This window comes from Pseudomonas sp. CVAP#3 (genome assembly GCF_018986375.1).
GTDB classification, from domain to species: domain Bacteria; phylum Pseudomonadota; class Gammaproteobacteria; order Pseudomonadales; family Pseudomonadaceae; genus Aquipseudomonas; species Aquipseudomonas helvetica.
The window spans coordinates 490,302-515,556 of sequence record NZ_JAHMSC010000002.1 but is presented as its reverse complement, the minus strand read 5'-3'; the positions used below and the strand labels follow the sequence as shown (position 1 = coordinate 515,556).

Here is a 25,255-nt window from a genome sequence, read left to right as displayed (position 1 = left end):
CCCGAGCGTTTTTTTGCTTACTTTTTTTAGGCGCTTGTAAAAAAAGTGAGTCGCCGTCAGGCGAAACCCTAAGCCGCCGTTACCGCAGGAATGGATATGTACACCTGCAGGAGATTGGTCGGCTGTCAGGCCGCCATCGCGGGCAAGCCCGGCTCCCACAATGGATTGATGTATATCTGCGAGAGATGGGTCGGCTATCAGGCCGCCAGGACCAAAAGATCGCAGCCTACGCTTGAGAGGTGGGCCCAAGCAGCAGCGCCTGCTCGCGATCACACAACCCCACGACATAATCCCACAACACCCGCAAGCGCACCGACTTGTGCAGCTCACGACGAGTACTGATCCAGTAACTACGCTGAATGCTTTCGGTCGGCAACAGCGGCACCAGCTCCGGGTCGTTACTGGCCATGTAACACGGCAGCACCGCAATCCCCAACCCCGAGCGCGCCGCCTGCTGCTGGGCAATCACGCTGGTGCTGTGAAACACCACCTGAGGGCTGCGGCAAAAACTGTTGAGGAACATCAACTCCTGACTAAACAACAGATCGTCGACATAACCGATCCACGCATGCCGAGCCAGATCTTCCCGGCTGCGCAACGGCGGCGAACGGTCCAGGTAAGCCTGACTGGCGTAAAGCGCCAAGCGGTAATCAGTGAGCTTGCGAGTGACCAGCATGTCAGCAGCCGGGCGCTCCAGATGAATACTGATCTCGGCTTCGCGATTGAGAATACTGACGAAACGCGGCACCGCCACCAGCTCCACTTCCAGCCCCGGATAGCGATCAAACAAACCCTGCATGCGACTGGCGAGAAACATGATCCCCAAACCTTCGGTCACCCCGACCCGAATCTTGCCCAGCGGCGCACTGGACTGAGTGATCTCCTCCTGTGCCAGTAAAGCCACGTTCTCCATGGCTTCAGCATGTTTGAGCAGCGCTTCACCAGCCGGAGTCAGCTGGTAACCCTGGGCTTGCTGGACGAACAGCGCGGTGCCGAGGCTCGTTTCAATCGCCTCGATGTGCCGCGCCACCGTAGCGTGGGTGGTTTTCAATCGCCGGGCGGCGGTCAGCAAGCGGCCGCTGCGTTGCAATTCGAGAAAAAACCGCAAGTCATTCCAGTCGAACATCAGCCTTCCTTGCATGCGTGGGAGTTGATCACTGTTTAAAAACGCACAGCAGCTGAGCAAAAACTAACATTCTTTTGCCGAAAACTAACAACTAGGATGGATCCCAATAAGAACAACACGCTGCGAGGTCATGGATGCAACCTGCCGTTGATGCATACGATTACATCGTGGTCGGCGCCGGGCCGGCCGGCTGCCTGCTGGCCAATCGGCTCTCCGCCAACCCGCAACACCGGGTGTTGCTGCTTGAAGCCGGCGGGCGCGATAGCTACCCGTGGATTCACATTCCGGTCGGTTACCTGTTTTGCATCGGCAACCCGCGCACCGACTGGTGCTTCAAGACCGAAGCGCAAACCGGCCTGCAAGGCCGCAGCCTGAGCTACCCGCGCGGCAAGGTGCTGGGCGGCAGCTCATCGATCAACGGCATGATCTACATGCGCGGCCAGGCTGGCGATTACGACCGCTGGGCCGCCGAAGGCAACCCTGGCTGGAACTGGAACGATGTGTTGCCGCTGTTCAAGCAAAGCGAAAACCATTTTGCCGGTGACTCGGCCTTTCACGGCGCCGCCGGGGAATGGCGCGTCGAGCGCCAGCGGCTGTCATGGCCGATTCTCGACGCCTTCCGCAGCGCCGCCGAACAAAGCGGCATCGCCAGCGTTGATGACTTCAACCAGGGCGATAACGAAGGCTGCGGCTACTTCCAGGTGAATCAGAAAGCCGGGGTGCGCTGGAATGCTGCCAAGGCCTTTCTCAAACCGGTTCGCCACCGTCCAAACCTTACCGTCCTGACCGGTGTCGACGTCGACCGCGTGCTGCTGGAAAACGGCCGGGCATCCAGGGTCAGCGCCCGCTGGCAAGGCCAGGAAAAAACCTTTGCGGCCCGTCGGGAGATCATCCTCAGCGCCGGTTCAGTCGGTTCGCCAAGCATCCTGCAACGCTCCGGCATCGGCCCAAGCAGTCTGCTCAAACGTCTGGGCATCGGCGTCGCCCACGAGCTCAATGGCGTGGGTGACAACCTGCAGGATCACTTGCAGTTGCGGCTGATCTATAAGCTGGAAAACGCCCGGACCCTGAACCAGATCGCCGGCAGCCTGTGGGGCAAAATCGGCATGGGCTTGCGCTATCTGTACGACCGCAGTGGCCCGCTGTCGATGGCCCCCAGTCAACTCGGCGCCTTCGCCCGCTCCGGACCGGAACAAACCTCGGCGAACCTCGAATACCACGTCCAGCCGCTGTCGCTCGAACGCTTTGGCGAACCCTTGCATGCGTTCCCGGCGTTTACCGCGTCGGTCTGCGACCTGCGCCCGCAAAGCCGTGGCCGCGTCGAGATTCGCTCGGCCGACCCGCAACAGCCGCCGCTGATTCAACCCAATTACCTGAGCCATCCCGAAGACCTGCGCGTGGCCGCCAATGCGATTCGCCTGACCCGGCGCATCGTTGCCACACCGGCCTTGCAGCCGTTCAACCCGATCGAATACCTGCCGGGCGCGGCCTTGCAAAGCGAAGAACAACTGCACGAAGCCGCCGCGCGCATCGGCACGACGATTTTCCATCCGGTCGGCACCTGCCGCATGGGCAACGATGCCGATGCCGTGGTCGATGCCCAGTTGCGGGTCCACGGTATTCCCGGCCTGCGCATCGCCGACGCATCGATCATGCCGCACATCACCTCGGGCAATACCTGCTCACCGACACTGATGATCGCCGAAAAAGCGGCGCAACTGATTCTCGCCGCATCGACCTGGAACGCTACCTCGGAAATAGAACGGGTCACCGAGCCGCACCTGTAGGAGCCGAGCTTGCTCGCGATGAACGATGACGCGGATCACCGGATACACCGCGTCGCCTGCATCGCGAGCAAGCTCGGCTCCTACGAGGACCGCGCAGTACCAGCAGGAGCAGCGCCAGCCCATACGGCCAGCGCTGACAGTGGAACAACAATAAATAAACACTGTGAGGGATACCGACATGTCAGAACAGGCTCAAGCCATCGCCGCAACGCTCAGCGCCGGCACCAGCAAGGAAACCCGGACAGTCATCTTCGCCTCGTCCCTGGGGACGGTGTTCGAATGGTATGACTTCTTCCTCTACGGCGCCCTCGCGGCGGTGATCAGCAAACAGTTTTTCGCCGGGGTCAATGACACCACCGCCTTCATCTTCGCGTTGATGGCCTTCGCCGCCGGTTTCATCGTGCGGCCGTTCGGCGCTCTGCTGTTCGGTCGACTGGGGGACATGATCGGGCGCAAATACACCTTCCTCGCCACGATCATCCTGATGGGCCTGGCAACCTTCTCCGTTGGCTTGCTGCCGACCTACGCCAGCATCGGCATTGCTGCACCGATCATTCTGGTGGTGCTGCGCATGCTCCAGGGCCTGGCACTCGGCGGCGAGTACGGTGGTGCCGCGACCTACGTGGCAGAACACGCGCCCGTCGGCAAACGCGGTTTCCACACCAGCTGGATTCAGTCCACCGCGACCCTCGGTTTGCTACTGTCACTGCTGGTGGTGCTTGGCTGCCGCTACTTCACCGGTGATCAGTTCGAAGTCTGGGGCTGGCGCATTCCGTTCCTGCTGTCGATTGTCCTGCTGGGCATTTCGACCTGGATTCGCCTGAGCCTGCACGAGTCGCCGGCCTTCTTGAAAATGAAAGAAGAAGGTAAGTCCTGCAAAGCACCGATCCGCGAATCCTTCGGTAACTGGGAAAACCTAAAAGTCGTGCTGATTGCATTGTTCAGCATCAACGCCGGACAAGCGGTGACCTTCTATGCCGCACAGTTCTATGTGCTGTTCTTCCTCACCCAGTTCCTGAAAATGGACCCGGCCCTGGCCAATACCTTGCTGATTGTCAGCGTGGTGATCGGCGCGCCGTTCTTCATTTTCTTCGGCTGGTTGTCGGACCGGGTCGGGCGCAAACCGATCCTGATGATTGGCCTGTTGCTGGCGACCGTCCTGTACTTCCCGATCTTCAAAACCCTGGCCCATTACGCCAACCCGGCCATCGACCGCGCCAGTCAACAAGCGCCGATCAGCGTGCTGGCCGATCCGGCCACCTGCACCTTCCAGTTCGACCCGGTCGGCAAGGCGCGGTTTGACAGCCCCTGCGACAAGGTCAAAACCTTCCTGGTCAAACAAGGCCTGCCTTACAGCAGCAAAGCCGCCCCCGCTGGCAGCGCGGTGCAGGTCAGCGTTGGCGATGTCACTATCGACGGTTACGACGAAGCTGCCCTGCGCGGTGCCGTGACCCTGGCCGGCTACCCGCAACAGGCGGACACCCAGCAGATCAATAAACCGATGATCGTTGTGCTGATCGTCGCGCTGATCATCATTTCGGCGATGTGCTACGGACCGCTGGCGGCGCTGATGGTCGAACTGTTCCCGACGCGCATCCGCTACACCTCGATGTCCCTGCCGTATCACATCGGCAACGGCTGGTTTGGTGGTTTCCTGCCGACCGTATCGTTCGCGCTGGTGGTCTACACCGGGGATATTTTCTACGGGCTGTGGTACCCGATACTGATCACCGGGGTGAGCCTGGTGGTGGGCATGCTCTGCTTGCGCGAAACCAAGGACGTGGACCTGGAGAAAAACTGACGGCATAAAAAAGTCCGCCCATGTTGGCCCTGGGCGGACTTTCATTTCACTGCACAGAACCGCATCGGCGGTTCCTGTCAGCAGAGTTTAGGCGACAATGTCCGTGGTTGCCGCCTGACCGACCGTTCCCACGGCAAAATCCACCGCACCGTGGCCGGTGAGATCGATATACAAACTGGTCTGGTTGGTCTGTGCGAAGTACGTCAGGATCGCGTCGCCAGCATGGCCGGTGAAGCCACTGACGAAGTTCAGCGTGGCGGCGCCGGACGCGAACTGCGCGATGCCTGACAGGTCGATCTTGTCCTCACCGCTGGTGAAATCCATGATCCAGTCTGGCGCGGTCATGGTCGAATCGGATGCCGCACCGAACACGAAGGTGTCCGCCCCTGCCCCGCCCCACAAGCTATCGCCGCCACCGCCGCCGTAGAGGATGTCGTTACCGGCACCGCCTTCGAGCAGGTTGGCCACCGCGTTGCCGATCAGCAGGTCATTGCCCGAACCACCGATAGCGTTTTCCAGGGTTACGCCGTGGGCGATGGACACGTTGCCGACCAGGCCGCCAACGTCAGAGAACGAGCCTTGGTTGAGGTTGATCTTCTGGTTCTGGCTGAAACCCGAGAAGTCCAGGGTGTCATTGCCGCCACCGTCCCACACCGAGAACACCACTTTGGAATCAGCCGACGTGGCGCTGTAGAAGTCACGACCGGTGTTGGATTTGAAGCCATAGACCGTATCATCGGCACGGGTCTCGAGGTTGGCACCGTAGAGTTTTTGCACCGCGACAATGTCGTCCATCAACGGTGCCGAGGCATACGCGCCGCTGCCATCCTTGCTGAAATCCTGACCGGTGTTGCTCTCGCTCCAGTAGCTCATCAGGCTGTAGCCGCGTGTGTCCTGAGCGTAGGTCACGTCGTTATAGGTCGGGTTGCCGCTACCCGCGTTATAGACGCCCGGATGGGACAGGCCCAGGCTGTGACCGATTTCGTGGGTCAGGGTCTGACGCCCATAGTTGTTGGTGCCCGGAGTCTCGTTGACCCGGTACTGATCGTTGATCAGGTACCAGGACTGACCGTCGTAGCTGCCGCCCGACGGCAAGTAGGCGAACGCCGTGCCACCGGTGCTGACATCGTAGTTACCGAAGCTCAGGTGCCCGTCACCGCCTGCGATCCCTTCCTTGAAGGTGACATTGGCCACGTCCGACCACGATTGCAGAGAGAGTTTCGCCTGGGCTTTCTGCAGATCGCTGAACTCGCTGAAATGACCCAGCTTGGTGTTGTAGTTCGCCGGCGCCGAAGTCATGAAGCTGAAGCTCAGTTCGACTTTGCCATTGCCGTCCGTATCGTGCCAGGACAGGTTTTTACGCAGAATCTGATCAGCCGCCTGATCCGCGGTGAACGACGGTTTGCCGTTAATCAGCTCAGCGCCACCGCGATCATACAAATGGCTGAAGGCATCGACCTGACTGTAGGCCGAACTGACCTGCCCTGAAGAAATGAGCGCTTTTGCTTTGGCCTGTGACATCACTTACGTCCTTGTTTCAAATAGTCGGTTCCGATAGACCACGGCGACCCCTTCGCGAGATCGTCCTATCACTCGCCCTGTTGAAGGCGTAACGAAACTGACACAGTTTGAAGCGGCGGGCCTATTGAATTTTTAGATAGCGGGCCGCTCAAGGGCGAAGCGTCATGCTCTTTTTTTGACCGGACTGACGGTACGCCCCTTCATCGCCAGCTGATTGACGTCTGCCCCCTGCAAGCGCGAGATAACAGGTTCAGCAATGTTCGAACAAGGGGAGTTCAACATGGTCAATGTCACCGTTTTGGCAGGAGATTTTCAACAAGGCGATAGCGAGTACCGTGAAGGGGCGTTGCAGTTGAAAACCCTTTTCAACCCTAACCAGGAAATCAAAGTGCGGCCCTCGGCATTCAAAACCCTGGAAGTAGCAACCGAGGACAGCGTGACCAACAAGGATGCGATTGGCTACAGCATCGCCGGCGCCATGCTGCTCGGCCCCATCGGGGCAATCGCCGGCTACCTGATGGCGGGCAAGGAGACCGAGATTACGTTCATCGCCACGCTCAAGGATGGTCGCACGCTGTTGGCGGCAACGGACAGCGATACTTACCGGGATATTTCCCGGCACATGAGTCATTGAGTTTTACACAGCAATCCCTTGTGCTCATGACACTACGAGTGAATGTCATGAGCACTTCGCGCTTTAACATCGATCACTATCGACTGCAATTATTCTGACAGTCCCTTCCGCACTGTCTTTATCTGTCTAATTCCTTAACAACATGGATTTAAGGTTGACGTCAGCGGCCTGCCTGAGTACATTGCCCGGGCCGGTAACTCAGGCCTTTTTTTCAACTCACAAAAGAATCCAATGGACACAGTATCTAGACGCTGTCTGGCTGATGCGTTTTCGCAGAGCTGGGCACTTAACCCAGAAAATGACGGGACTCGACTCCTCGGTCGGGTGAGCTGCGCTAGGGCTTGACGCTCCATCGTAACTTGCCTCTCCGGCGTCAGTCCGGTTGCGAGGCATGTTATGAACTTCAAATCTACTGTAATGCCAGGTGTACGCGCCTTCGCCTCGACGATGCGCGTAAAGCCTTGCCGTGAGCGCCCTGTAGCGACTCACTCGCCGTTCTCCTCCCCTTCTTTGCGCACTCAGGCTCAGCTGCGTGCCACTTGGCGCGTCTGCCCGTCGACCGGCCAACTTCAGCAACGCTGGAGCCTCGACGAAAGCCAGGAACCACCGAGTTGGTGCTTTGCGCACCTCCTGCAGCAGGCCAGCGTATGGCTCGGCCTGCACCTCGGGGCGCGCACTTTCAGTTGATCTGAAAGTACTTCCAAGGGTGTATAACCAGCGTTTTCCTTAATAAGGAATTCGGCAACTTTCTATTGCCTATTTAACACACAAACTTCATGGGGTTCGTTATGGACGAGGCCAGTAGTAGGTTCGCTGCATACCGTTTTTTATTGGGTGTGCAGCGAACGTTAAACACTAAAAAACACAACAACTTGAATCGATCGCTTACTTGCGACTCGACCTACATTCGCTCGCCTTTAATTAGCTGAGTTTGCAGTGTGTCGTGCCGCAAGACTGCGGCAGGAGCACACGCAATGACCCTTGTAAAAGATCCGAAAAAGCACGTCCGGGGCGCCACGAACGACGACACCAAGCTGTCGATGCGCGCCGCCCGGGAGGCGCAAAACGGCCTCGCGGTTACCCTCGCCAACGTCAAGACTTCCGCCGACGGCCTGACCGAACTCGATGCCGAAGGCCGCCTGCAACGCGAAGGTTTCAACGAAGTGGCCCATGACAAGCCGCCTCACGCCATCGTCCAGTTTCTCCAGGCCCTCAACAATCCGTTCATCTATGTGCTGCTGGCGCTGGCCGGCATCAGCTTCGTGACCGATTACTGGCTCCCGCTCCAGGCAGGCGAAGAAGTCGACCTCACCAAAGTCATCATTATCATGACCATGGTGTCGCTCAGCAGCCTGCTGCGGTTCTGGCAGGAACACCGCTCGGCCAAGTCGGCTGAAGCGCTCAAGGCCATGGTCCGCACCACCGCCACCGTGCTGCGTCGCGAGCAAATGGGCATGAAGCCCAAACTGCGTGAAGTGCCGATGCGTGAACTGGTGGCCGGCGACGTCATTCAGCTGTCGGCCGGTGACATGATCCCGGCTGACATTCGCCTGATCGAATCCCGTGACCTGTTCATCAGCCAGGCGGTGCTGACCGGCGAAGCCTTGCCGGTGGAGAAATACGACACCCTGGGCAACGTCGCACAGAAGTCCGCCTCAGCAACAGCCGCCGACCAGTCAAACTTGCTGGACCTGCCGAACATCTGCTTCATGGGCACCAACGTGGTCAGCGGCACCGCCCGAGCGGTGGTGGTCGCGACTGGCCCACGCACCTACTTTGGATCGCTGGCCAAAGCCATCGTCGGCTCACGGGTGCAGACCGCTTTCGACCGGGGAGTAAACAGTGTCAGCTGGCTGCTGATCCGCTTCATGCTGGTCATGGTGCCGATCGTCTTCCTGCTCAACGGTTTCTCCAAAGGCGATTGGGCTGATGCGCTGATGTTTGCCCTGGCAGTGGCGGTTGGTCTGACCCCGGAAATGCTGCCGATGATCGTCAGCGCCAACCTCGCCAAGGGCGCGATGGCGATGGCCAAACGCAAAGTCGTGGTCAAGCGCCTCAACGCGATTCAGAACTTCGGCTCGATGGACGTGCTCTGCACCGACAAGACCGGCACCCTGACCCAGGACAAAATCATCCTCGAGCACCACGTCGACATCAGTGGCCGGCGCGACGATTCGATCCTTGAACTGGCCTGGCTCAACAGCCATCATCAGAGCGGTCTGCGCAACCTGATGGACCAGGCGGTGGTGCAGTTCGCCGAGCGCAACCCGAAATTCAAGATGCCGTTCGCCTACAGCAAAATCGATGAGCTGCCGTTCGACTTCATTCGTCGGCGCCTGTCGATCATCGTCAAGGACAGCCGCGACGATCATCTGCTGGTCTGCAAAGGCGCGGTCGAGGAAATGCTGAACATTTCCAGCCACATCCACGAGAACGGTGTGGTAATTGCACTGGATGAGCAGCGTCGCAAAGCGCTGCTGGCGCGGGCCTTTGAGTACAACGAAGACGGTTTCCGGGTGCTGGTGGTGGCGACTCGCGAGATCCCGAAAGCCCAGAGCAAAAACCAGTACAAAACCAGTGATGAACGCGAGCTGGTGATTCGCGGCTTCCTGACCTTCCTCGATCCGCCGAAGGAAACCGCTGGCCCGGCGATTGCCGCGCTGCGGGACATGGGCGTGACCGTCAAGGTGCTGACCGGCGACAACGCCGTGGTCACCAGCAAGATCTGCCGCGAAGTAGGCCTGGAACCCGGCACGCCGCTGCTCGGGCAAGACATCGAGAAGATGGACGAGTCGACCCTCAAACTGCGGGTTGAAGAACGCACGGTGTTTGCCAAGCTCACGCCGCTACAGAAATCCCGGGTACTGAAGGCGCTGCAGTCGAACGGTCACACCGTCGGGTTCCTCGGCGACGGCATCAACGACGCCCCTGCCTTGCGTGATGCCGACGTCGGTATTTCGGTCGACAGCGGCACCGATATTGCCAAGGAATCGGCCGATATCATCCTGCTGGAAAAGAGCCTGATGGTGCTCGAAGAAGGTGTGATCAAAGGTCGCGAGACCTTCGGCAACATCATGAAGTACCTGAACATGACCGCCAGTTCGAACTTCGGCAACGTCTTTTCGGTGTTGGTGGCCAGTGCCTTCATCCCGTTCCTGCCGATGCTGGCGATCCATCTGCTGCTGCAAAACCTGATGTACGACATCTCCCAGCTGGCGCTGCCGTGGGACAAGATGGACAAGGAATACCTGCGCAAACCGCGCAAGTGGGACGCCAAGAACATCGGGCGCTTCATGCTGTGGATCGGACCGACCTCGTCGATCTTCGACATCACTACCTTCGCCTTGATGTGGTACGTGTTCTCGGCCAACAGCGTCGAAATGCAGACCCTGTTCCAGTCCGGCTGGTTCATCGAAGGCTTGCTGTCGCAGACACTGGTGGTGCACATGCTGCGGACGCAGAAGATCCCGTTCTTCCAGAGCACCGCGGCATTGCCGGTGATCCTGATGACCGGGCTGGTGATGGTGCTGGGCATCTACATTCCGTTCTCGCCACTCGGCACCCTGGTTGGTCTGCAACCGTTGCCATGGCAGTACTTCCCATGGCTGGTGGGCACTCTGCTCAGCTACTGCGTGTTCGCCCAGTTGATGAAGACCTTCTACATCCGCCGCTTCAAGCAATGGTTCTGATCGTCTGAACGCCACAATCCCTGTGGGAGCGAGCTCCCACAGGTTTTTGTGTTCGCCGCATCTTTACGCCGCAATCCGGCTTTCGGGCCATCAATAAATGAAACAGCAAAGGGAGAGTCCTCATGTCGGGAACTACTCTATTGATCAACCTCGCCGGCTCCATCGCACTGATGCTCTGGGGCACCCATATGATTTCTTCGGCGCTGTTGCGCGGCTTCGGCACGCCACTGCGCCAGTGGCTGGGGAAAAACCTCAACAACCGCTGGATGGCCTTGCTGTCGGGCGTCGGGATCACCGGCATTTTACAAAGCAGCACCGCTGTCAGCCTGATGGCCACCTCCTTCACTGCCGCCGGAGCCCTGGGCCTTGCGCCAGCGTTGGCGGTGATGCTCGGGGCCAATATCGGCTCGACACTGGTGGTGCAGTTGCTCAGCTTTGATATTTCGATCGTTACCCCTATCGTCCTGCTGGCCGGGTTCATCGTCTTCCGCCTGCGCGATGACTCCCGCTACGAGAGCGTCGGTTGCGCACTGATTGGCCTGGGCTTGATGCTGCTGGCGCTACGCATGCTCGGGTCGACGCTGGGAGAGGTCGAAGGCACGCCGATCTTCCATGCACTCATGCACAGCCTCGATGGCGACATGATCATTGCCTTGCTGGTGGCGATGCTGCTGACCTGGATCTGCCATTCCAGCGTCGCGGTGGTGTTGCTGATCGCCTCGCTCGCCGGCACCGGTCTGCTCTCGCCGGTGACCAGCATGGCGCTGGTGCTCGGCGTGAACATCGGTGGCGCCCTGCCCTCGGTGCTCAACGCCAGTTCCGCCGTGGCCCGGCGCTTGCCGGTCGGCAACCTGCTGGTGCGGGTCATCGGTGCGCTGGTGTGCTTGCCGTTCGTGCCGATGCTGGCTCAGAGCAGCCCGATTGCGGAGCTGACACCTGCGCTGCGGGTGGTTTGCTTGCACACCAGCTTCAATCTGCTGCTGGCGCTGGTGTTCATCGGCCTGACAGAACCGCTGGCGAAACTCTTGACCCGCCTGCTGCCGTCACCTGCGCGGGATGTCGATCCCGGCATGCCGCTCTATCTGGATGAATCCGGCCTTGCGGTGGCGAACATCGGCCTGTCCAACGCGGCGCGCGAAGCCCTGCGGCTGGCCGACATGCTCTCGGTCATGCTCAACCGCGTGCTGCAACTGTTCCAGACCTCGGACCAGCGCAATGCCGATGAGGTACGACAGATCGACCAGTCCCTGGACCTGCTGAGCGCGGCGATTCGTGCCTACCTGGCGGACATCGGCCAGGAAGGCATCAGTGACAGCGACGCCGACCGCTCGCAGGAAATCCTGATGTTCGTGATCAACCTGGAGCACGCCGCCGACATCCTGTCCACCAGCCTTGCGCAGTTGGCGGCGCGTCGACTGCGGCGCGGTGAAAACTTCTCGGCCTTCGAACTGGGCACGCTCTATCCGTTGCACAACGAGTTGCTGGAAAGTCTGAGCCTGGCGATTACCGTGTTTCTTCGCGAAGACCTTGCAACCGCCCACTATCTGGTCAACCGCAAGGAATCGGTAAGAAGGCTCGAAGCTGCGGCCAGCCGGGCACACTTTCGCGCCCTGCGCGAAGACAAAAGCGCCTGGGCCGAGTCCGGCGATATTTTTCAACGGCTACTGCGCGACTACCGACGCGTGCATCACCACATCGCAGCGCTGGCCTACCCGGTACTCGAACGCGCCGGGGAACGCGATATCGAGAGCAGTTACCTGGCGGATGTTCATCCGCAACCGTCTGACGACAAGGATGAACTGCCATGCGCGTCCTGATCTGTGCCGGGCGCTATTACGCCGATACCCGTACCTGCCGCCGGGTGCTGGAAGCCTTCCAGTGCCTGCACGAAGTGCGCGTACTGATCCACGGCGGCAATCAGTTTTTGGGCGGCGAAATCGAAGACTGGGCCCGGGAACTGGGCGCGAACATCGTGCGCTACCCCGCCAACTGGCAACTGCACGGCAAGCTGGCGGAGCGTCTGCGCAACAGCTTCATGCTGCAAGACAGCCGACCCGACATCGTCATTGCGCTACCCGGTGGGGAGGACACTGAAGAGCTGATCGCGCAAGCCAGGACGGCCGGCATTCAAACGCTGCAGATGAACGAAGGGTTTAACCCGCCTTAACTGTACATCCATACAGATAAAGGTTGATCCACGCCGCTGTACCCCGCATGCTGTGCACCTTCAAACCCTGATGACTGATGGTGGTTATGCGGCTGTTTCTCTGTGAAAAACCTTCCCAGGCCAAAGACATTGCGACCGTGCTCGGTGCCAGCCGGCGCGGCGACGGCTGTTGGCTGGGAACGGACGTCACAGTGACCTGGTGCATCGGTCACCTACTGGAAACCGCGCCGCCGGATGCCTACGACGCCCGCTATAAACGCTGGGTCCTGGAAGACCTGCCGATCATTCCCGAGAAGTGGAAGATGCTGGTCAAACCCAAGACCGCCAGCCAGTTCAAAGCAGTCAAACGGCTACTCGGCGAAGCGGATGAACTGGTAATCGCCACCGATGCCGACCGTGAGGGCGAGATGATTGCCCGTGAGCTGGTGGAGCATTGCCGCTATCGCGGGCCGATCAAGCGCCTGTGGCTGTCGGCGCTGGACGATGCCTCGATTCGCAAGGCCCTGGCGGCGCTCAAACCGGGTGCCGAAACCTTCAGCCTCTATCACTCGGCACTCGGGCGCTCGCGCGCCGACTGGCTGATCGGCATGAACATGAGCCGCCTGTTCACCCTGCTCGGGCGTCAGTCCGGCTATCAAGGCGTGCTGCCGGTGGGTCGCGTGCAAACACCGACCTTGCGTCTGGTGGTCGATCGCGACCGCAGCATCGCCGACTTCGTACCCGTAGCGTATTGGGCCATCGACGTACAACTGCTGCATGACAACATCCCGTTCACCGCCCAATGGCGCGCGGCACCGGATGTCTGCGACGAGCATGACCGCTGCCTGAATCAGGCGCTGGCCCAGGAAGCGGCCACAGCCATGCGCAACGCCGCCAGTGCGCGACTGGTCAAACTGCGCACCGAGCGGGTCCGCGAAGCCGCCCCGCTGCCGTTCGACCTTGGCACGCTGCAAGAAATCTGTTCGAAAAAACTCGGCCTCGGCGCCCAGGAAACCCTGGACGTGGCCCAGGCGTTGTACGAAACCCACAAGGTCATCACTTACCCGCGCAGTGACTGCGGCTACTTGCCGCTGAGTCAGCACAGCGAAGCACCGAGCATCCTCGCCGCCCTTGGGCGTGCCGACCCCAGCCTCGGCGAGTTGCTCAAGCACCTTGAGCCACAACGCCGGTCGCGGGCCTGGAACGACGCCAAGGTCAGCGCCCACCACGGGATCATCCCCACGGCGGCGGCGAAAAACCTCGAACGCCTGACCGGCAAGCACCGTGCGGTCTACACCTTGATCCGGGCGCGGTATCTGGCGCAGTTCCTGCCCAATCACGAATACGACCGCACCCAGGCTGACTTCGACTGCGCCGGGCAAGCCTTGCGTGCGGTGGGCAAACTGATCGTCGAGCCAGGCTGGAAGCGCGCACTCCCCGAAGCGTTGGCCCCGGCCAAAGGACGGGAAGCCCCGGCGCCGCAGATGCTTCCGGCATTGGCTGAAGGACGGGATTACGCCGTCGCCAATGTGACACTGAAAGACCTCTGGACCCAGCCACCCAAGCCGTTTACCGAAGGCGACCTGATCAAGGCGATGAAGAACGTTGCCAAACTGGTGGAAGATCCGCTGCTCAAGCAAAAGCTCAAGGACACCACCGGCATCGGCACCGAGGCGACCCGCGCCGGGATCATTCAGGGATTGCTGGATCGAGGCTATCTGATCAAGAACGGCAAGGCCCTGGCCGCCACACCGCCGGCCTTCAGCCTGATCGACGCCGTGCCCCGGGCCATCGCCGACCCCGGCACCACAGCAATCTGGGAACAAGCCCTGGACATGGTGCAAAGCAGCGAAATGAGCCTTGAGGAATTCGTCGCCAAACAAGCCGCCTGGATGAGCAAGCAGGTCGGTCGCTGCACCGGCCTGCGCCTGACCATCAGCGGCCCGGCAAGCCCGGCCGGCAAGGGTGCGGCGCCCTGGAAGAACAAACGTAAAACCGCCAAACGCAAAACCGCGCCCGCCACCAAGCGCAAAGCGAAACCGGCCCTGTAGGAGCACGGCTTGCCGGCGATGGCGATCTCACGAGCCCCATCGCTGGCAAGCCATGCTCCTACGACGGCGGGCGGTCGCTATCAGTTGCCCGCACACGTCTATTGAAAACGCAAAAAAACGAACAGCCAATTACAGGGTCGCGCCCGTAGCAGCTGTCGAGCCCGCGAGGCTGCGTTCGGCTCGGTCCGCGCTCGGGCGAAGCAGTCGTAAAATCAGGCAACACGTTTTTTCAGACGAACCGCGTATACAGGATTGGCGAGGACTTCGTCCGAACGCGGCCCGAGCCGAACGCAGCCTCGCGGGCTCGGCAGCTGCTACGGGTGTTTAAGCTTGCCTACGCAGCGCCGATCAGAGGCTACAACGCCTTGCGTCACGGCCTACACCTGCGCCAGAATCCGCCGGCTTGTGCGTATTGGCCCTCGCCTCTATTGTTTCCGTGTCACTGCCTATCAGTGATCGGGCTTGGCGGCTCGGTATTCAAAGCGCGCAACAGCGTCCCAACCATGATTGACGGCACTTTTTAGTGCCTGCTCTCCTGTGTCATGGCGGGTTGCCCAAGGATCCCTTCGGGGATACCGGCATTTTTGCGCTTTGAGCCGGTCCGCCAAACTTGTGTAACCCGCCACCTAATCTGCTTGGCGGCAGACGGTGGTAACTCACAATGACAAAGCGAGGTTCACCATGTTCAAAGCCACTCCGAATCCCCCCGAAACCGATCCGGTTTCTCCCTACGCCTCCCGCGATTCAAAAGAACTCCACGCCGCCGCACACCGTGCGCTCGATCATTACCTGGTGCTGCCTGAAACCAAGGCATTGTTAACCGACCGCCGTCCCGGCTGCATTTTCGTCATCGCCCCCGACGTCGACTCTGAAACCCTACTGGCCCACGCCTGCGAAACCCTCGCCTCGGCCAATGTCATGGCCAGCGATCTGGCGTTCGACCTCGAAGGCCCCAAACGCAATACCGCGCTGGCGATTCAACAGATGATTTCCCTGGCCGAGTTGGCGGTGAATCGGGCGCTGGATAGTTTCGATCAGCCAGAACCGCAGTAACTGATCAACAGGCTACGTTGCCTTTGCCTAATCAGGCATTTTCCCGCCGTCTACGCGTCTGAACAATCAAGGCGGGGGCGAAGTGCAACACGACCATCCGCACCAAGTGGTGGGACAGAATGAACACCACATTCAGCCCGCCACTGAACGCGACGATCGCGATGGTTTCGATTGCCCCTGGCATGTACGCCAACCATGAAGCCAAGGGATCGCTGCCCAGCAACCGCCCCGCTACCCCGGCAAACGCCGCGGCGACCAGCAACATCAGCGCAACAGACATCAACCCGGCACGGCCGTGGCGCACGAGCTCCGCCGGGGTAATGTCCTTGAATTTCGAGCCGATCAGCACACCGAGGATGACGGCGGCGGCATCAACGCTCCATGCCGGCATGTGGAAGCCGTGCAGATAACCCAGTTTGACGTAGACGCCGGTAGCGACAATCGCTGTGAGCATGAACGGTGCCGGGACGCCGATGCGCAACAGCAGACGCCCGAGCACCAGGCACAGGGCGACCAGCGACAACAGCGTCAGCACGGTATTGATGCCCAGCGGGCTGCTCTCGACAAGCACTGCGTCGACAGGCCCGGGAATGCAAAAACTGACCAGCATGGTGATCGACAACAGACGGACCAGGTGCACGACGATCACCTTGCTCGACGCCCGCTCGGACTCCAGCAAATCGAATACCGCCGCGAGTGCACCCGGGTAAACGGCCAGCAGCGAGTCCTTGAGGTTCCATCCCGACACTTTGCGCAGCCACAAACCCGCCGCGACAATCTGCGCTGTCAGGCACAGCAGCAACAAACCCAGGCTGGGCAACAGCGCGGCGACTGTCTGGCTGTCCCAGGCCTCGAACATCAGGCCGGTGGCGATCCCCAATACGATTTGCACGTAGCCAAGACCGAGCGGCATCCTCGGCGAAAATGGGCGGTTGCTGACGATCAAGGCGCTCGCAAGTATCGAGCCCAGCAACAGGCCATGCGGGACGCCGGCATACTGAAAACCAGTGCCCACCGCAGTGGCAATCAGCAAACACAGTAAGGTTTTCATAGTTTCTCAAGCGCCTATTGCTGACCGCGTCCCCCCTGCGGTAGGGGCGCCGATTGCGAAGATGTCGTTGCGAAGGTGGGGGCAGTAACGAGAACTGCACAGCGTTGTGCCGGCGCGAGTATAGACGCTTCCTTAAGCTGGAGTGCGGCGAAAAAACTCGCCTGGAACGGCTCTAACTCGGCTCGTAACTCGCCGATGAGCAGTGCAACTGACAGGTTAATACGCTACTTCGTGGCTCGCTGTAGGATGCTTCCGACAATGATGGGCGCGAGCGAAATCTGTCGAGAGCTATCGCAGGTCACAATGGCCTCACCGCGGCGTATCTGAATAACCGCAGCGTGGCCATCGCGAGCAAGCTTTGCTCCTACGGGGGAGGTGGTGTGTGGGCGATTTATTGGTTTTCGGGTTTAGAACACCGACCAGCCAATGCGCTGGCTCAGCAACTCCAGCGCCGCCATGCCGGCCAGCGAGTTGCCCGCCGGGTTCAACTCCGGCGACCAGACGCACACGGTGAAACGCCCCGGCACCACGGCCACGATGCCACCACCCACGCCACTCTTGCCCGGTAGACCGACGCGATAGGCAAAGTTGCCGGCTTCGTCATACAGACCGCTGGTGGCCATGATCGAGTTGACCTGTTGGGTCTGGCGCGCGGTGAGGATCTGTTCGCCGCTGTGCTTGCAGAACCCGTCATTGGCCAGGAAGCAGAAGGCCCGGGCCAGATCGACACAGCTCATGCGCAGCGCACAATGGCTGAAGTAGCTGCGTAGCACCGCTTCCACATCATTATGAAAGTTGCCGAACGATTGCATCAGATACGCCATGGCCGCGTTGCGCGCGCGGTGCTGGTACTCCGACTCGGCGACTTTGCTGTCGACCATCACCTGCGGATTACCAGACAACCGCCGCACAAAATCACGCATCGACAGCGCGGGTGCGGCAAAGCGTGACTGGTTGATGTCGCAGATCACCAGCGCCCCGGCATTGATGAACGGATTGCGCGGTCGACCGCGTTCGAACTCCAGCTGCACCAGCGAGTTGAACGGCTGGCCGGAAGGCTCGTGACCGAGTCGCTCCCAGATCGCTTCACCGGAATGCTCGATGGCCTGCACCAAGCTGAATACCTTGGAAATGCTCTGCACCGAAAACGGCGTGTGCGCATCGCCAGCGCAATACAGCTCGCCGTCATTGCCATACACCGCAATGCCCAACTGATCGGCCGGCACACTGCCCAGCGCAGGAATGTAATTAGCCACCTTGCCCTGTCCGATCAGGGGGCGAACCGTGTCAAGAATCTCGTTCAACAATGCTTGCATGCCGGGTTCCGAATTCACGCCCCGTACCACCGCGGGGACACAGACGCTAGACGTCACAAACGCACGTCAGAGCACAGTTTTTCGCTCAACTGCCAACCCCTCGCAGTAGACCGGATAACAACTATCCTGCATCGTGTGGCGAAACCCGGCAACCGGAGCGCTGACCATGTTCGACAGCCCCATCCGCGAACAGCTTGATCACCTGCAGAACCTGATGGCCGACCAGCCATTGCTGGTGCTTACGGGCGCGGGCATCAGCACAGCGTCGGGCATTCCCGATTACCGCGACACCGATGGGGTGCGGCGCGGCCGGCAGCCGATGATGTATCAGGAGTTCCTGAAAGCCCCCGAGTCACGCCAGCGTTACTGGGCACGGGCGATGCTCGGTTGGCCACGGGTTCGACAAGCGCGGCCCAATACCGCCCACGAAGCCTTGGCCACGTTGCAAGCGCAGCGGAAGATTGCCGGGCTGATCACTCAAAATGTCGACACCTTGCACGATCAGGCCGGCAGCCCGGACGTGATCGAGCTGCATGGCAGCTTGCACCGGGTGTTGTGCCTGGATTGCGGACAACGCAGTGACCGGGACTCGATCCAGCGCCTCATGGAAGCGCAAAACCCCTATCTGGCGGGTGTCGATGCGATTCAGGCACCCGATGGTGACACCCTGCTCGACCCGGCCTTCGAGTCGCACTTTCAAGTCCCCCGTTGCCCAAACTGCGAAGGTGAGCGAATGAAACCGGACGTGGTGTTTTTCGGTGAAAACGTCGCGCACGCCACCGCCGCCAAGGCCATGGCCGCTGCCGAACAGGCAGCAGGTTTGCTGGTGGTGGGGTCATCGTTGATGGCATTTTCGGCGTTTCGCCTGTGTCGGGTGATCGCCGACCGCGGCAAACCGCTGATCGCTATCAACCTGGGCAAGACTCGCGCCGATGAGTTGCTGGACATGAAAATCGAGGCGTCCTGCGAACAGCTATTGCCGCTGCTCGCAGAACGCCTGAGCCAATTCAGGCCATTTCTGCCTGTTTGACCGCGACCGCTTTCTTCTCCTCAAACCGATCCGCCAGGAACGGTGTGATGTCCAGCGGTAACGCTTCGTTGTTCACCAGCTTGTCGAGCAACACCCCAGTGATCGCCGAGGTCAGGATGCCGGTGCGGAAATGCCCGCAGGCATTGAGATAGCCTTGAACCCCTTTCATCGGCCCGAGAATCGGCAGCTCATCCGGTGAGCCCGGCCGCAAGCCTGCCCAGCAGCGCTTGAGATTGATGTGTTCAAGCTCTGGAATGCAGCGGATCGCGCCTTGCACCAACCCATAGATTTCCGGGTAGGTGGTGGTCACGTCGAAGCCTTTGTCTTCGGTGGTGCTACCGATCAGAATCTCGCCGTTGTCCTTCTGCGCCAGATAGCAATCACTGGTGGTCAGGCAACCGCGCAAGATCTTCGGCATGCGCTCGGTCAGCAAAATCTGACCCTTGACCGGATTCACCGGAATGCTGACGCCCGTGGCTTTCAGGCTGAGCTCTGCGGCCCAGGCACCGGCGGCGTTGATCAAGGTGTCGCAACGGAACTTGCCGGCCTCGGCAGTCTGCACCCCGACCACCCGCGAACCCTGGTGCAACACCTCAGTGACGTTGGTGTTGAAGTACAGGTCGACGCCATTCTGCCGGGCGCCTTCGGTGTAGGCGTCTGCCAGGCGGAACGGGCTGACCTGATGGTCGCAGAGAAACTCCAGCGCCCCGCGCGCTTCATGGCTGACGCTTGGCTCGGCCTCGCGCAGTGCGGCCTGATCGAGCCAGCGCACCTGATCGGCCAGGTGCGGAATGCAGGCGACGATATGCTCGGCGTACAAGCGGTCCTCATCGTCGTAGATCACGAACTTCAGCCCGGTCTTTTCGAACTTGAAATCCATGCCGTGGTTTTCCTGCAACTCGTGGTGCAGGTCCGGGTACATCGCATTCGATTGCAGGGCAAAGTCAAAGAACGAATCCGGCAGGATGTGTGGCGTGCTGGAATCAACCGCCACCGCCGCGCCCTGGGCTTCGCGTTTGCGGCTGGCCGACATCATGCGAAAGAAAATGACCCCGCAGCCCAGCCCCACCGACTCGCCAATCGCCCAGAGGCCACCGGCCGACGCACGGGTCGCGTTGCCGGGGCGCTTGGCGTCGATCAGTGCGACTTTCAGGTTTTTGCGTTTCGACAGTTGATAGGCGCAAGAAGCCCCGATCACACCGCCACCGGCAATTACCACATCGTAGAACTTACTCATGATTTAACGCATCCGTGCCGAGGTTCTGGAAAGCCGAAAAAGGAATCGGCTCGATGGGGAAACGCGGTCGCAACCAGCCCACATCCTGGCGCCCGGTGGCTTCACGCAAGCGGTCGCTGCAATAACCGACACACATCCGCCCCTGACAATCGCCCATGCTCACCCGCGTGCGCATTTTCAGGCTGGCCATGTCTTGAACGCCTTGGGACAGCGCCCGATCGATGTCCGCCCGGGTGGCGTTTTCGCAACGGCAGATCAGCGTATCGGCAGCCGGCAACGCGGTCTGTCCGGCACCGCGCTCGGTGTAGCGATCCACCGCCGCGCGAAAGCGCACGATGGATTTGAGTTTCGCCAGATAGCGCTCGCGCAAGTGCAGCGCCTTTTCGGTGCTCAGCACATCGCGCTGCACAAGGATCGACAGCGCAGCGATTCGACCGCTGAGCATCGCTGCCTCACCACCGCGAATCCCGCCCATATCTCCGGCCAGGTGAACGTGCGGTTCGCTGCTTTGCTGCCAGATATTGGCTGTAGCGCGCAGATAACCGTCTTCGCTGAAGCCATGCTCCAGGCCCATTTGCTGACTGAGCTGGGTACGCGGAATAAAGCCATAGCCCACCGCCAGGGTCTGCGCCGGCACCTGCTCGGCGCGACTCAGGTCTGGTTGCCAGTTGCTGGAATACGGTGCGACCGTCACGCTGCGTAACTCGCCCTCGCCTTGCGCCTCGACCACGCCCCAACTGTAGCGCATCGAGATTCGGTGCAGTTTCAGATAGGCGAGCATGCTCAGCCCGTCGAGGAACAATTGGGGTTTGTTCAGCAAGGCCAGGCTTTCCTTGGCGATCTTGCCGAACGCGCAGGCCTCGAACACACCGGCAACCTTCACCCCGCTGGCATGCAATTGGCAGGCAACCAGCGGTAACAACGGACCGGTACCGGCGATCACCACCGGGCTTTGCGGCTTGACCACGCCACTTTTGATTTGCAGTTGCAGACCGCCCAGCAGTATCACCCCCGGCAATGTCCAGCCGGGGAACGGTACGCTGCGCTCATGGCATCCGGCGGCGAGCAACAATTGCGGGTAGGTGATTTCCTGCACGCGTTCGTCAGCGTCCAGCATGACCAGCGCCCGAGTCCCTTCTGCACCGACAACCCGCGTGTTCAAACACACATCGATCAGTGCGCAACGGTCCTGAAAGTCACCATGCAGTTTGGCCAGGGACTCGGCGTAACGCGGTCCCAGATAGTCCAGTTGTACGCCGTCGCGCAACGGCCCGCGATACACCACGCCGCCCAACCGCGAAGCTTCTTCGAGCAAGGTGCAGTGCACGCCGTGTCTGGCCAGTTCAATGGCCGCCGCCATACCCGCCGGGCCACCGCCGACGATGACCGGATGCAGGCTCATAGTGCCTCCTGCTCGACAATGCGGTTGACCGCCGTTTCGACCCGCATGCCCGGCTGCACCTGCGTCTGGCAGGCGCGGCGTTTGTGCCGACCGTTGATTTTTACCAGGCAGCATTGGCACACGCCCATGCCGCAATAGGCCCCGCTGATCTGATCGTGATCGTTACGTGCGACCTGACGCACGCCGAGGGCTTGAATGACCGTCAACACGGTTTCGCCGATCGCGGCGCTGACCGGCTGGCCATTGAGTTCGATGGTCATATCTGCCCGCATAAGCGGCTGGATATCAAAGGTACGGTCTAGGCGTTGCATGGCAGTTTTCATCCGTGAAAAGTCATTAAGAGGTGTCAGCATCCTGCTGCAGTCGTGCAATGACGCAACATTGCTGCGCCAAGACAATGTAGCTGACGGTGCTACAAGGCCCTGAAACCTTTACGTTACGTGATATGCCAAAGCAAAATATTGATCCAGGCCAGTGAACCGTACCGCGCCTCCTTCTGTCACAGGCGATGAAAAGTCGTGTCTGTCTGAAGTCGATCTACCCTGCATGAAAGTTTTTTTAGAACCTTCGCCGGCATTTCTTGGCACACTGCCACTCGTGCATTTCACTTATTCTCAGGCAAGCCCCATGACCCGAATCCTGACCATTGAAGACGACGCCGTCACTGCACGGGAGATCGTTGCCGAACTGAGCAGCCACGGCCTGCAGGTGGACTGGGTCGCCAATGGTCGAGAAGGCCTGGCACGAGCGGTCAGCGGTGACTACGACCTGATCACCCTTGACCGCATGCTGCCGGAGCTCGATGGCCTGGCGATTGTCACCACCTTGCGAACCATGGGCGTGTCGACGCCGATTCTGATGATCAGCGCCCTGTCCGACGTCGATGAACGTGTTCGCGGTCTGCGCGCCGGCGGTGACGATTACCTGACCAAACCCTTTGCCACCGACGAAATGGCCGCCCGCGTCGAAGTCCTGCTGCGACGCCAGAACACCGTCAAGGACTACACAACGACGCTGCGCGTGGCCGACCTCGAGCTCAACCTGATCAGCCGCGAAGCCAGCCGCGGTGGACAGTTGCTGAGCCTGCTGCCGACCGAATACAAACTGCTGGAGTTTCTGTTGCGCAATACCGGGCAGATCCTCACGCGGATGATGATTTTCGAAGAGGTCTGGGGCTATCACTTCGACCCCGGCACCAATCTGATCGATGTGCACATCGGACGTCTGCGCAAAAAAATCGACCTACCGGGCCAACTGCCGCTGATACGGACTGTGCGAGGCTCGGGTTATGTCATTGCTGAACCCGTCTAAAGGCTGGCGCTCCTCCAGCAGCCGCTTGCTGGCGCTCTACAGTTCGCTGTTCGTGGTCTGGAGCGGCCTGCTCATGGGGGTGATGTATTACGAGGTTTCCAGCTACCTGGAGAACCTTGCCAAACATTCGCTTATGCAGCGCCAGCACCTGTTTTCACGCTTCCACGGTGATCAGCTGGATGAGGCGCTGATTGCCAGCATCACCTTCGACCAGCGCGGTATCGACGCCTACGGGCTGTTCGACGAACAGCATCGCCCCCTGCACGGGCTGATTCGCAGGATCCCCGCTGGCCTGCCACTGGACGGCAAGATTCATTCACTGGGCGACTGCGCCGATCCGGATGACGCCAGCCTGCCATCCGACAGTTGCGACGCGGTGGCGACCCACACGCTGGATGGCCGCTGGCTGGTCCTGGTGCGTGACAACGGTTCGTTGTTTGCGGTCACACGGATCATCCTGCATGCCCTGTTCTGGGGAGTCTCGCTGACCATCATCCCCGGCATCGCCGGTTGGCATTTGTTGCGCCGTCGGCCGTTACAACGGATTCGCGCCTTGCAGGCGAGCGCCGAAGCCATCGTCGCCGGCAACCTCAACCACCGTTTGCCGCTGTCCAGCCGCCGCGATGAGCTGGACATGCTTGCGGCCATCGTCAACGCCATGCTCGAACGCATCGAGCGCCTGGTGAACGAGGTCAAGGGGGTTTGCGACAACATCGCCCACGACCTGCGCACCCCGCTCACCCGGCTACGTGCGCAGCTTTACCGCATTCAACAGCAGGCCGTCGAAGGTTCTGCCGAGGCGTTGCAGCTGGATCAGGTGATCGCCGAGACGGACACCCTGATGGCGCGCTTTCGCGGGCTGCTGCGGATTTCCGAGCTGGAGGATCAACAACGGCGTTCGGGCTTTGTGCTGTTCGATCCATTGCCGTTGCTGCAGGAACTGTACGATTTTTACCTGCCGCTGGCCGAAGAAGGTCAGCTGACATTAAGCCTGCAAACGCCACACACCTTACCGGCGCTGACCGGCGACCGGGCGCTGTTGTTTGAAGCCCTGTCGAACTTGCTGAGCAACTCGATCAAATTCACCCCGGCGGGCGGTCAGGTCATCGTGCGGGCAATCGACAATGCCGGCAGCACACGTATTGAAGTACTCGACTCCGGCCCCGGCATCCCGGCGGACAAACGCACAGCGGTGTTTCAACGTTTCTATCGCGTCGACGACAACGCCAAGAACGGTGGCTTCGGCCTCGGCTTATCGATTGTCGCGGCCATCGTGAACCTCCACGGGTTCGCCCTGGACGTTGGCAGCAGCGAACTCGGCGGCGCCCGCCTGACACTCGATTGCCGCCAGCGGTTACTGCCCGCCGATTAGGCGACTACAGAAATACGATCAACGTTTGAAGAGTCTGAACCTGACGCTATGCTTGCGTTTCCACTTCCAGGGAGGTAACCGGCCATGACGTCCACATCCGCTCAATCACACTGCGCCCTATTGGTCATTGATGTACAAAACGACTTCACTCCCGGTGGCCGCCTGGCGGTACCCGAGGGCGACCGGATCATTCCCTTGATCAATCGCCTTGCCGGTCAGTTCACCCAGGTGATCATTGCCCAGGACTGGCATCCGGCCGGGCACGCCTCGTTCGCGTCCAGCCACCCCGGACGCCAACCCTATGATGTGATTGAACTGCCTTACGGCGCCCAGACCCTGTGGCCTGAACATTGTGTGCAAGCCACCACTGGCGCCGAACTGCACGCCGAACTGAACCTGCCACACGCCCAGTTGATCATCCGCAAAGGCTGTAACCCGGACATCGACAGCTATTCGGCGTTTCTGGAAGCAGACCGCACCACCCCCACCGGCTTGGCCGGGTACCTGAGGGAGCGCGGGATCGATACGGTGTTCATGGTCGGACTCGCGCTGGATTTCTGCGTGATGTTCTCGGCGCTGGACGCCCGCGCAGCCGGGTTCAATGCCACGGTGGTGCTGGATGCGTGCCGGGCGATCGACCTGAACGGCTCGCTGGCCTCGGCCATGGAGCGGATGGACCGGGCTGGGGTGGGGTTGATCACCGCTGCTGAAGTTTCTGTTTGAAACCC

General features: G+C 60.4%; 20 protein-coding genes. 13 read left to right on the top strand and 7 right to left on the bottom strand.

What is annotated here, in order from left to right:
• Positions 1-226: 226 nt before the first annotated feature.
• The gene (locus KRR23_RS06105; protein ID WP_216741763.1) at positions 227-1,126 is read right to left on the bottom strand and encodes a LysR family transcriptional regulator; all 900 of its coding nucleotides are present in this window, start codon (positions 1,124-1,126) and stop codon (positions 227-229) included.
• Positions 1,127-1,260: 134 nt separating this feature from the next.
• Here KRR23_RS06105 and KRR23_RS06100 point away from each other — a divergent pair, with 134 nt between their 5' ends.
• Both KRR23_RS06100 and KRR23_RS06095 read left to right on the top strand, forming a co-directional pair.
• On the top strand, positions 1,261-2,913 hold the full coding sequence (locus KRR23_RS06100; protein ID WP_216741762.1) for a GMC family oxidoreductase: 1,653 nt from the start codon (positions 1,261-1,263) through the stop codon (positions 2,911-2,913).
• Positions 2,914-3,091: 178 nt separating this feature from the next.
• Positions 3,092-4,714, top strand: coding sequence for an MFS transporter (locus tag KRR23_RS06095; protein WP_216741761.1), 1,623 nt, complete (start codon positions 3,092-3,094; stop codon positions 4,712-4,714).
• Positions 4,715-4,801: 87 nt separating this feature from the next.
• On the opposite strand, the gene KRR23_RS06090 is transcribed toward KRR23_RS06095, so the two are convergent.
• Positions 4,802-6,235: a serralysin family metalloprotease gene (locus tag KRR23_RS06090; protein ID WP_216741760.1), complete on the bottom strand. Its 1,434-nt coding sequence runs from the start codon at positions 6,233-6,235 to the stop codon at positions 4,802-4,804.
• Between the two features lie 280 nt (positions 6,236-6,515).
• On the opposite strand from KRR23_RS06090, the gene KRR23_RS06085 reads away from it, so the two are divergent.
• The 7 genes from KRR23_RS06085 (at position 6,516) to KRR23_RS06060 (ending at position 15,808) form a co-directional block, all read left to right on the top strand.
• Positions 6,516-6,869, top strand: a complete 354-nt coding sequence (locus tag KRR23_RS06085) for a hypothetical protein (protein ID WP_216741759.1) — start codon at positions 6,516-6,518, stop codon at positions 6,867-6,869.
• Positions 6,870-7,265: 396 nt separating this feature from the next.
• Positions 7,266-7,556, top strand: a complete 291-nt coding sequence (locus tag KRR23_RS29040) for a hypothetical protein (protein ID WP_253911939.1) — start codon at positions 7,266-7,268, stop codon at positions 7,554-7,556.
• Between the two features lie 287 nt (positions 7,557-7,843).
• Positions 7,844-10,558 (top strand): magnesium-translocating P-type ATPase, encoded by a 2,715-nt coding sequence (gene mgtA / locus KRR23_RS06080; RefSeq protein WP_216741758.1) that lies wholly within the window; start codon positions 7,844-7,846, stop codon positions 10,556-10,558.
• 122 nt (positions 10,559-10,680) lie between these two features.
• Positions 10,681-12,375 (top strand): Na/Pi cotransporter family protein, encoded by a 1,695-nt coding sequence (locus KRR23_RS06075; RefSeq protein WP_216741757.1) that lies wholly within the window; start codon positions 10,681-10,683, stop codon positions 12,373-12,375.
• Complete coding sequence (locus KRR23_RS06070; protein WP_216741756.1) at positions 12,363-12,725, top strand: DUF2493 domain-containing protein; 363 nt, start codon at positions 12,363-12,365, stop codon at positions 12,723-12,725. The genes KRR23_RS06075 and KRR23_RS06070 overlap by 13 nt, the downstream gene beginning before the upstream one ends.
• A gap of 86 nt (positions 12,726-12,811) precedes the next feature.
• The gene (locus KRR23_RS06065) at positions 12,812-14,755 is read left to right on the top strand and encodes a DNA topoisomerase III (protein ID WP_216741755.1); all 1,944 of its coding nucleotides are present in this window, start codon (positions 12,812-12,814) and stop codon (positions 14,753-14,755) included.
• Positions 14,756-15,436: 681 nt separating this feature from the next.
• On the top strand, positions 15,437-15,808 hold the full coding sequence (locus KRR23_RS06060) for a DUF6124 family protein (protein WP_216741754.1): 372 nt from the start codon (positions 15,437-15,439) through the stop codon (positions 15,806-15,808).
• 31 nt (positions 15,809-15,839) lie between these two features.
• Here the strand turns inward: KRR23_RS06060 and KRR23_RS06055 are convergent, their stop codons facing one another.
• Complete coding sequence (locus KRR23_RS06055; RefSeq protein ID WP_216741753.1) at positions 15,840-16,859, bottom strand: AbrB family transcriptional regulator; 1,020 nt, start codon at positions 16,857-16,859, stop codon at positions 15,840-15,842.
• Positions 16,860-17,266: 407 nt separating this feature from the next.
• Complete coding sequence (gene glsB / locus KRR23_RS06050) at positions 17,267-18,175, bottom strand: glutaminase B (protein WP_123424814.1); 909 nt, start codon at positions 18,173-18,175, stop codon at positions 17,267-17,269.
• A 166-nt stretch (positions 18,176-18,341) separates the two neighbouring features.
• On the opposite strand from glsB, the gene KRR23_RS06045 reads away from it, so the two are divergent.
• Positions 18,342-19,205 (top strand): NAD-dependent protein deacetylase, encoded by an 864-nt coding sequence (locus KRR23_RS06045; protein WP_216741752.1) that lies wholly within the window; start codon positions 18,342-18,344, stop codon positions 19,203-19,205.
• Here the strand turns inward: KRR23_RS06045 and hcnC are convergent.
• Genes hcnC through hcnA form a run of 3 tightly spaced genes read right to left on the bottom strand, consistent with a single transcriptional unit; the run spans position 19,183 to position 22,155 of the window.
• Complete coding sequence (gene hcnC, locus KRR23_RS06040) at positions 19,183-20,442, bottom strand: cyanide-forming glycine dehydrogenase subunit HcnC (RefSeq protein ID WP_216741751.1); 1,260 nt, start codon at positions 20,440-20,442, stop codon at positions 19,183-19,185. The genes KRR23_RS06045 and hcnC overlap by 23 nt on opposite strands.
• Complete coding sequence (hcnB, locus tag KRR23_RS06035; RefSeq protein WP_216741750.1) at positions 20,435-21,844, bottom strand: cyanide-forming glycine dehydrogenase subunit HcnB; 1,410 nt, start codon at positions 21,842-21,844, stop codon at positions 20,435-20,437. The genes hcnC and hcnB overlap by 8 nt, the downstream gene beginning before the upstream one ends.
• Positions 21,841-22,155, bottom strand: a complete 315-nt coding sequence (gene hcnA, locus KRR23_RS06030; RefSeq protein ID WP_216741749.1) for a cyanide-forming glycine dehydrogenase subunit HcnA — start codon at positions 22,153-22,155, stop codon at positions 21,841-21,843. The genes hcnB and hcnA overlap by 4 nt, the downstream gene beginning before the upstream one ends.
• 316 nt (positions 22,156-22,471) lie before the next feature.
• On the opposite strand from hcnA, the gene KRR23_RS06025 reads away from it, so the two are divergent.
• The 3 genes from KRR23_RS06025 to pncA all read left to right on the top strand — a co-directional run bounded on the left by KRR23_RS06025 (position 22,472) and on the right by pncA (position 25,250).
• Positions 22,472-23,155, top strand: a complete 684-nt coding sequence (locus KRR23_RS06025; RefSeq protein ID WP_103316361.1) for a response regulator transcription factor — start codon at positions 22,472-22,474, stop codon at positions 23,153-23,155.
• The gene (locus KRR23_RS06020) at positions 23,133-24,527 is read left to right on the top strand and encodes a HAMP domain-containing sensor histidine kinase (RefSeq protein WP_216741748.1); all 1,395 of its coding nucleotides are present in this window, start codon (positions 23,133-23,135) and stop codon (positions 24,525-24,527) included. The genes KRR23_RS06025 and KRR23_RS06020 overlap by 23 nt, the downstream gene beginning before the upstream one ends.
• A gap of 84 nt (positions 24,528-24,611) precedes the next feature.
• Positions 24,612-25,250 carry a bifunctional nicotinamidase/pyrazinamidase gene (gene pncA, locus KRR23_RS06015; RefSeq protein WP_216741747.1) on the top strand — a complete coding sequence of 213 codons (639 nt, stop codon included), beginning with the start codon at positions 24,612-24,614 and terminating at the stop codon, positions 25,248-25,250.
• The last annotated feature ends 5 nt before the right edge of the window (positions 25,251-25,255 follow it).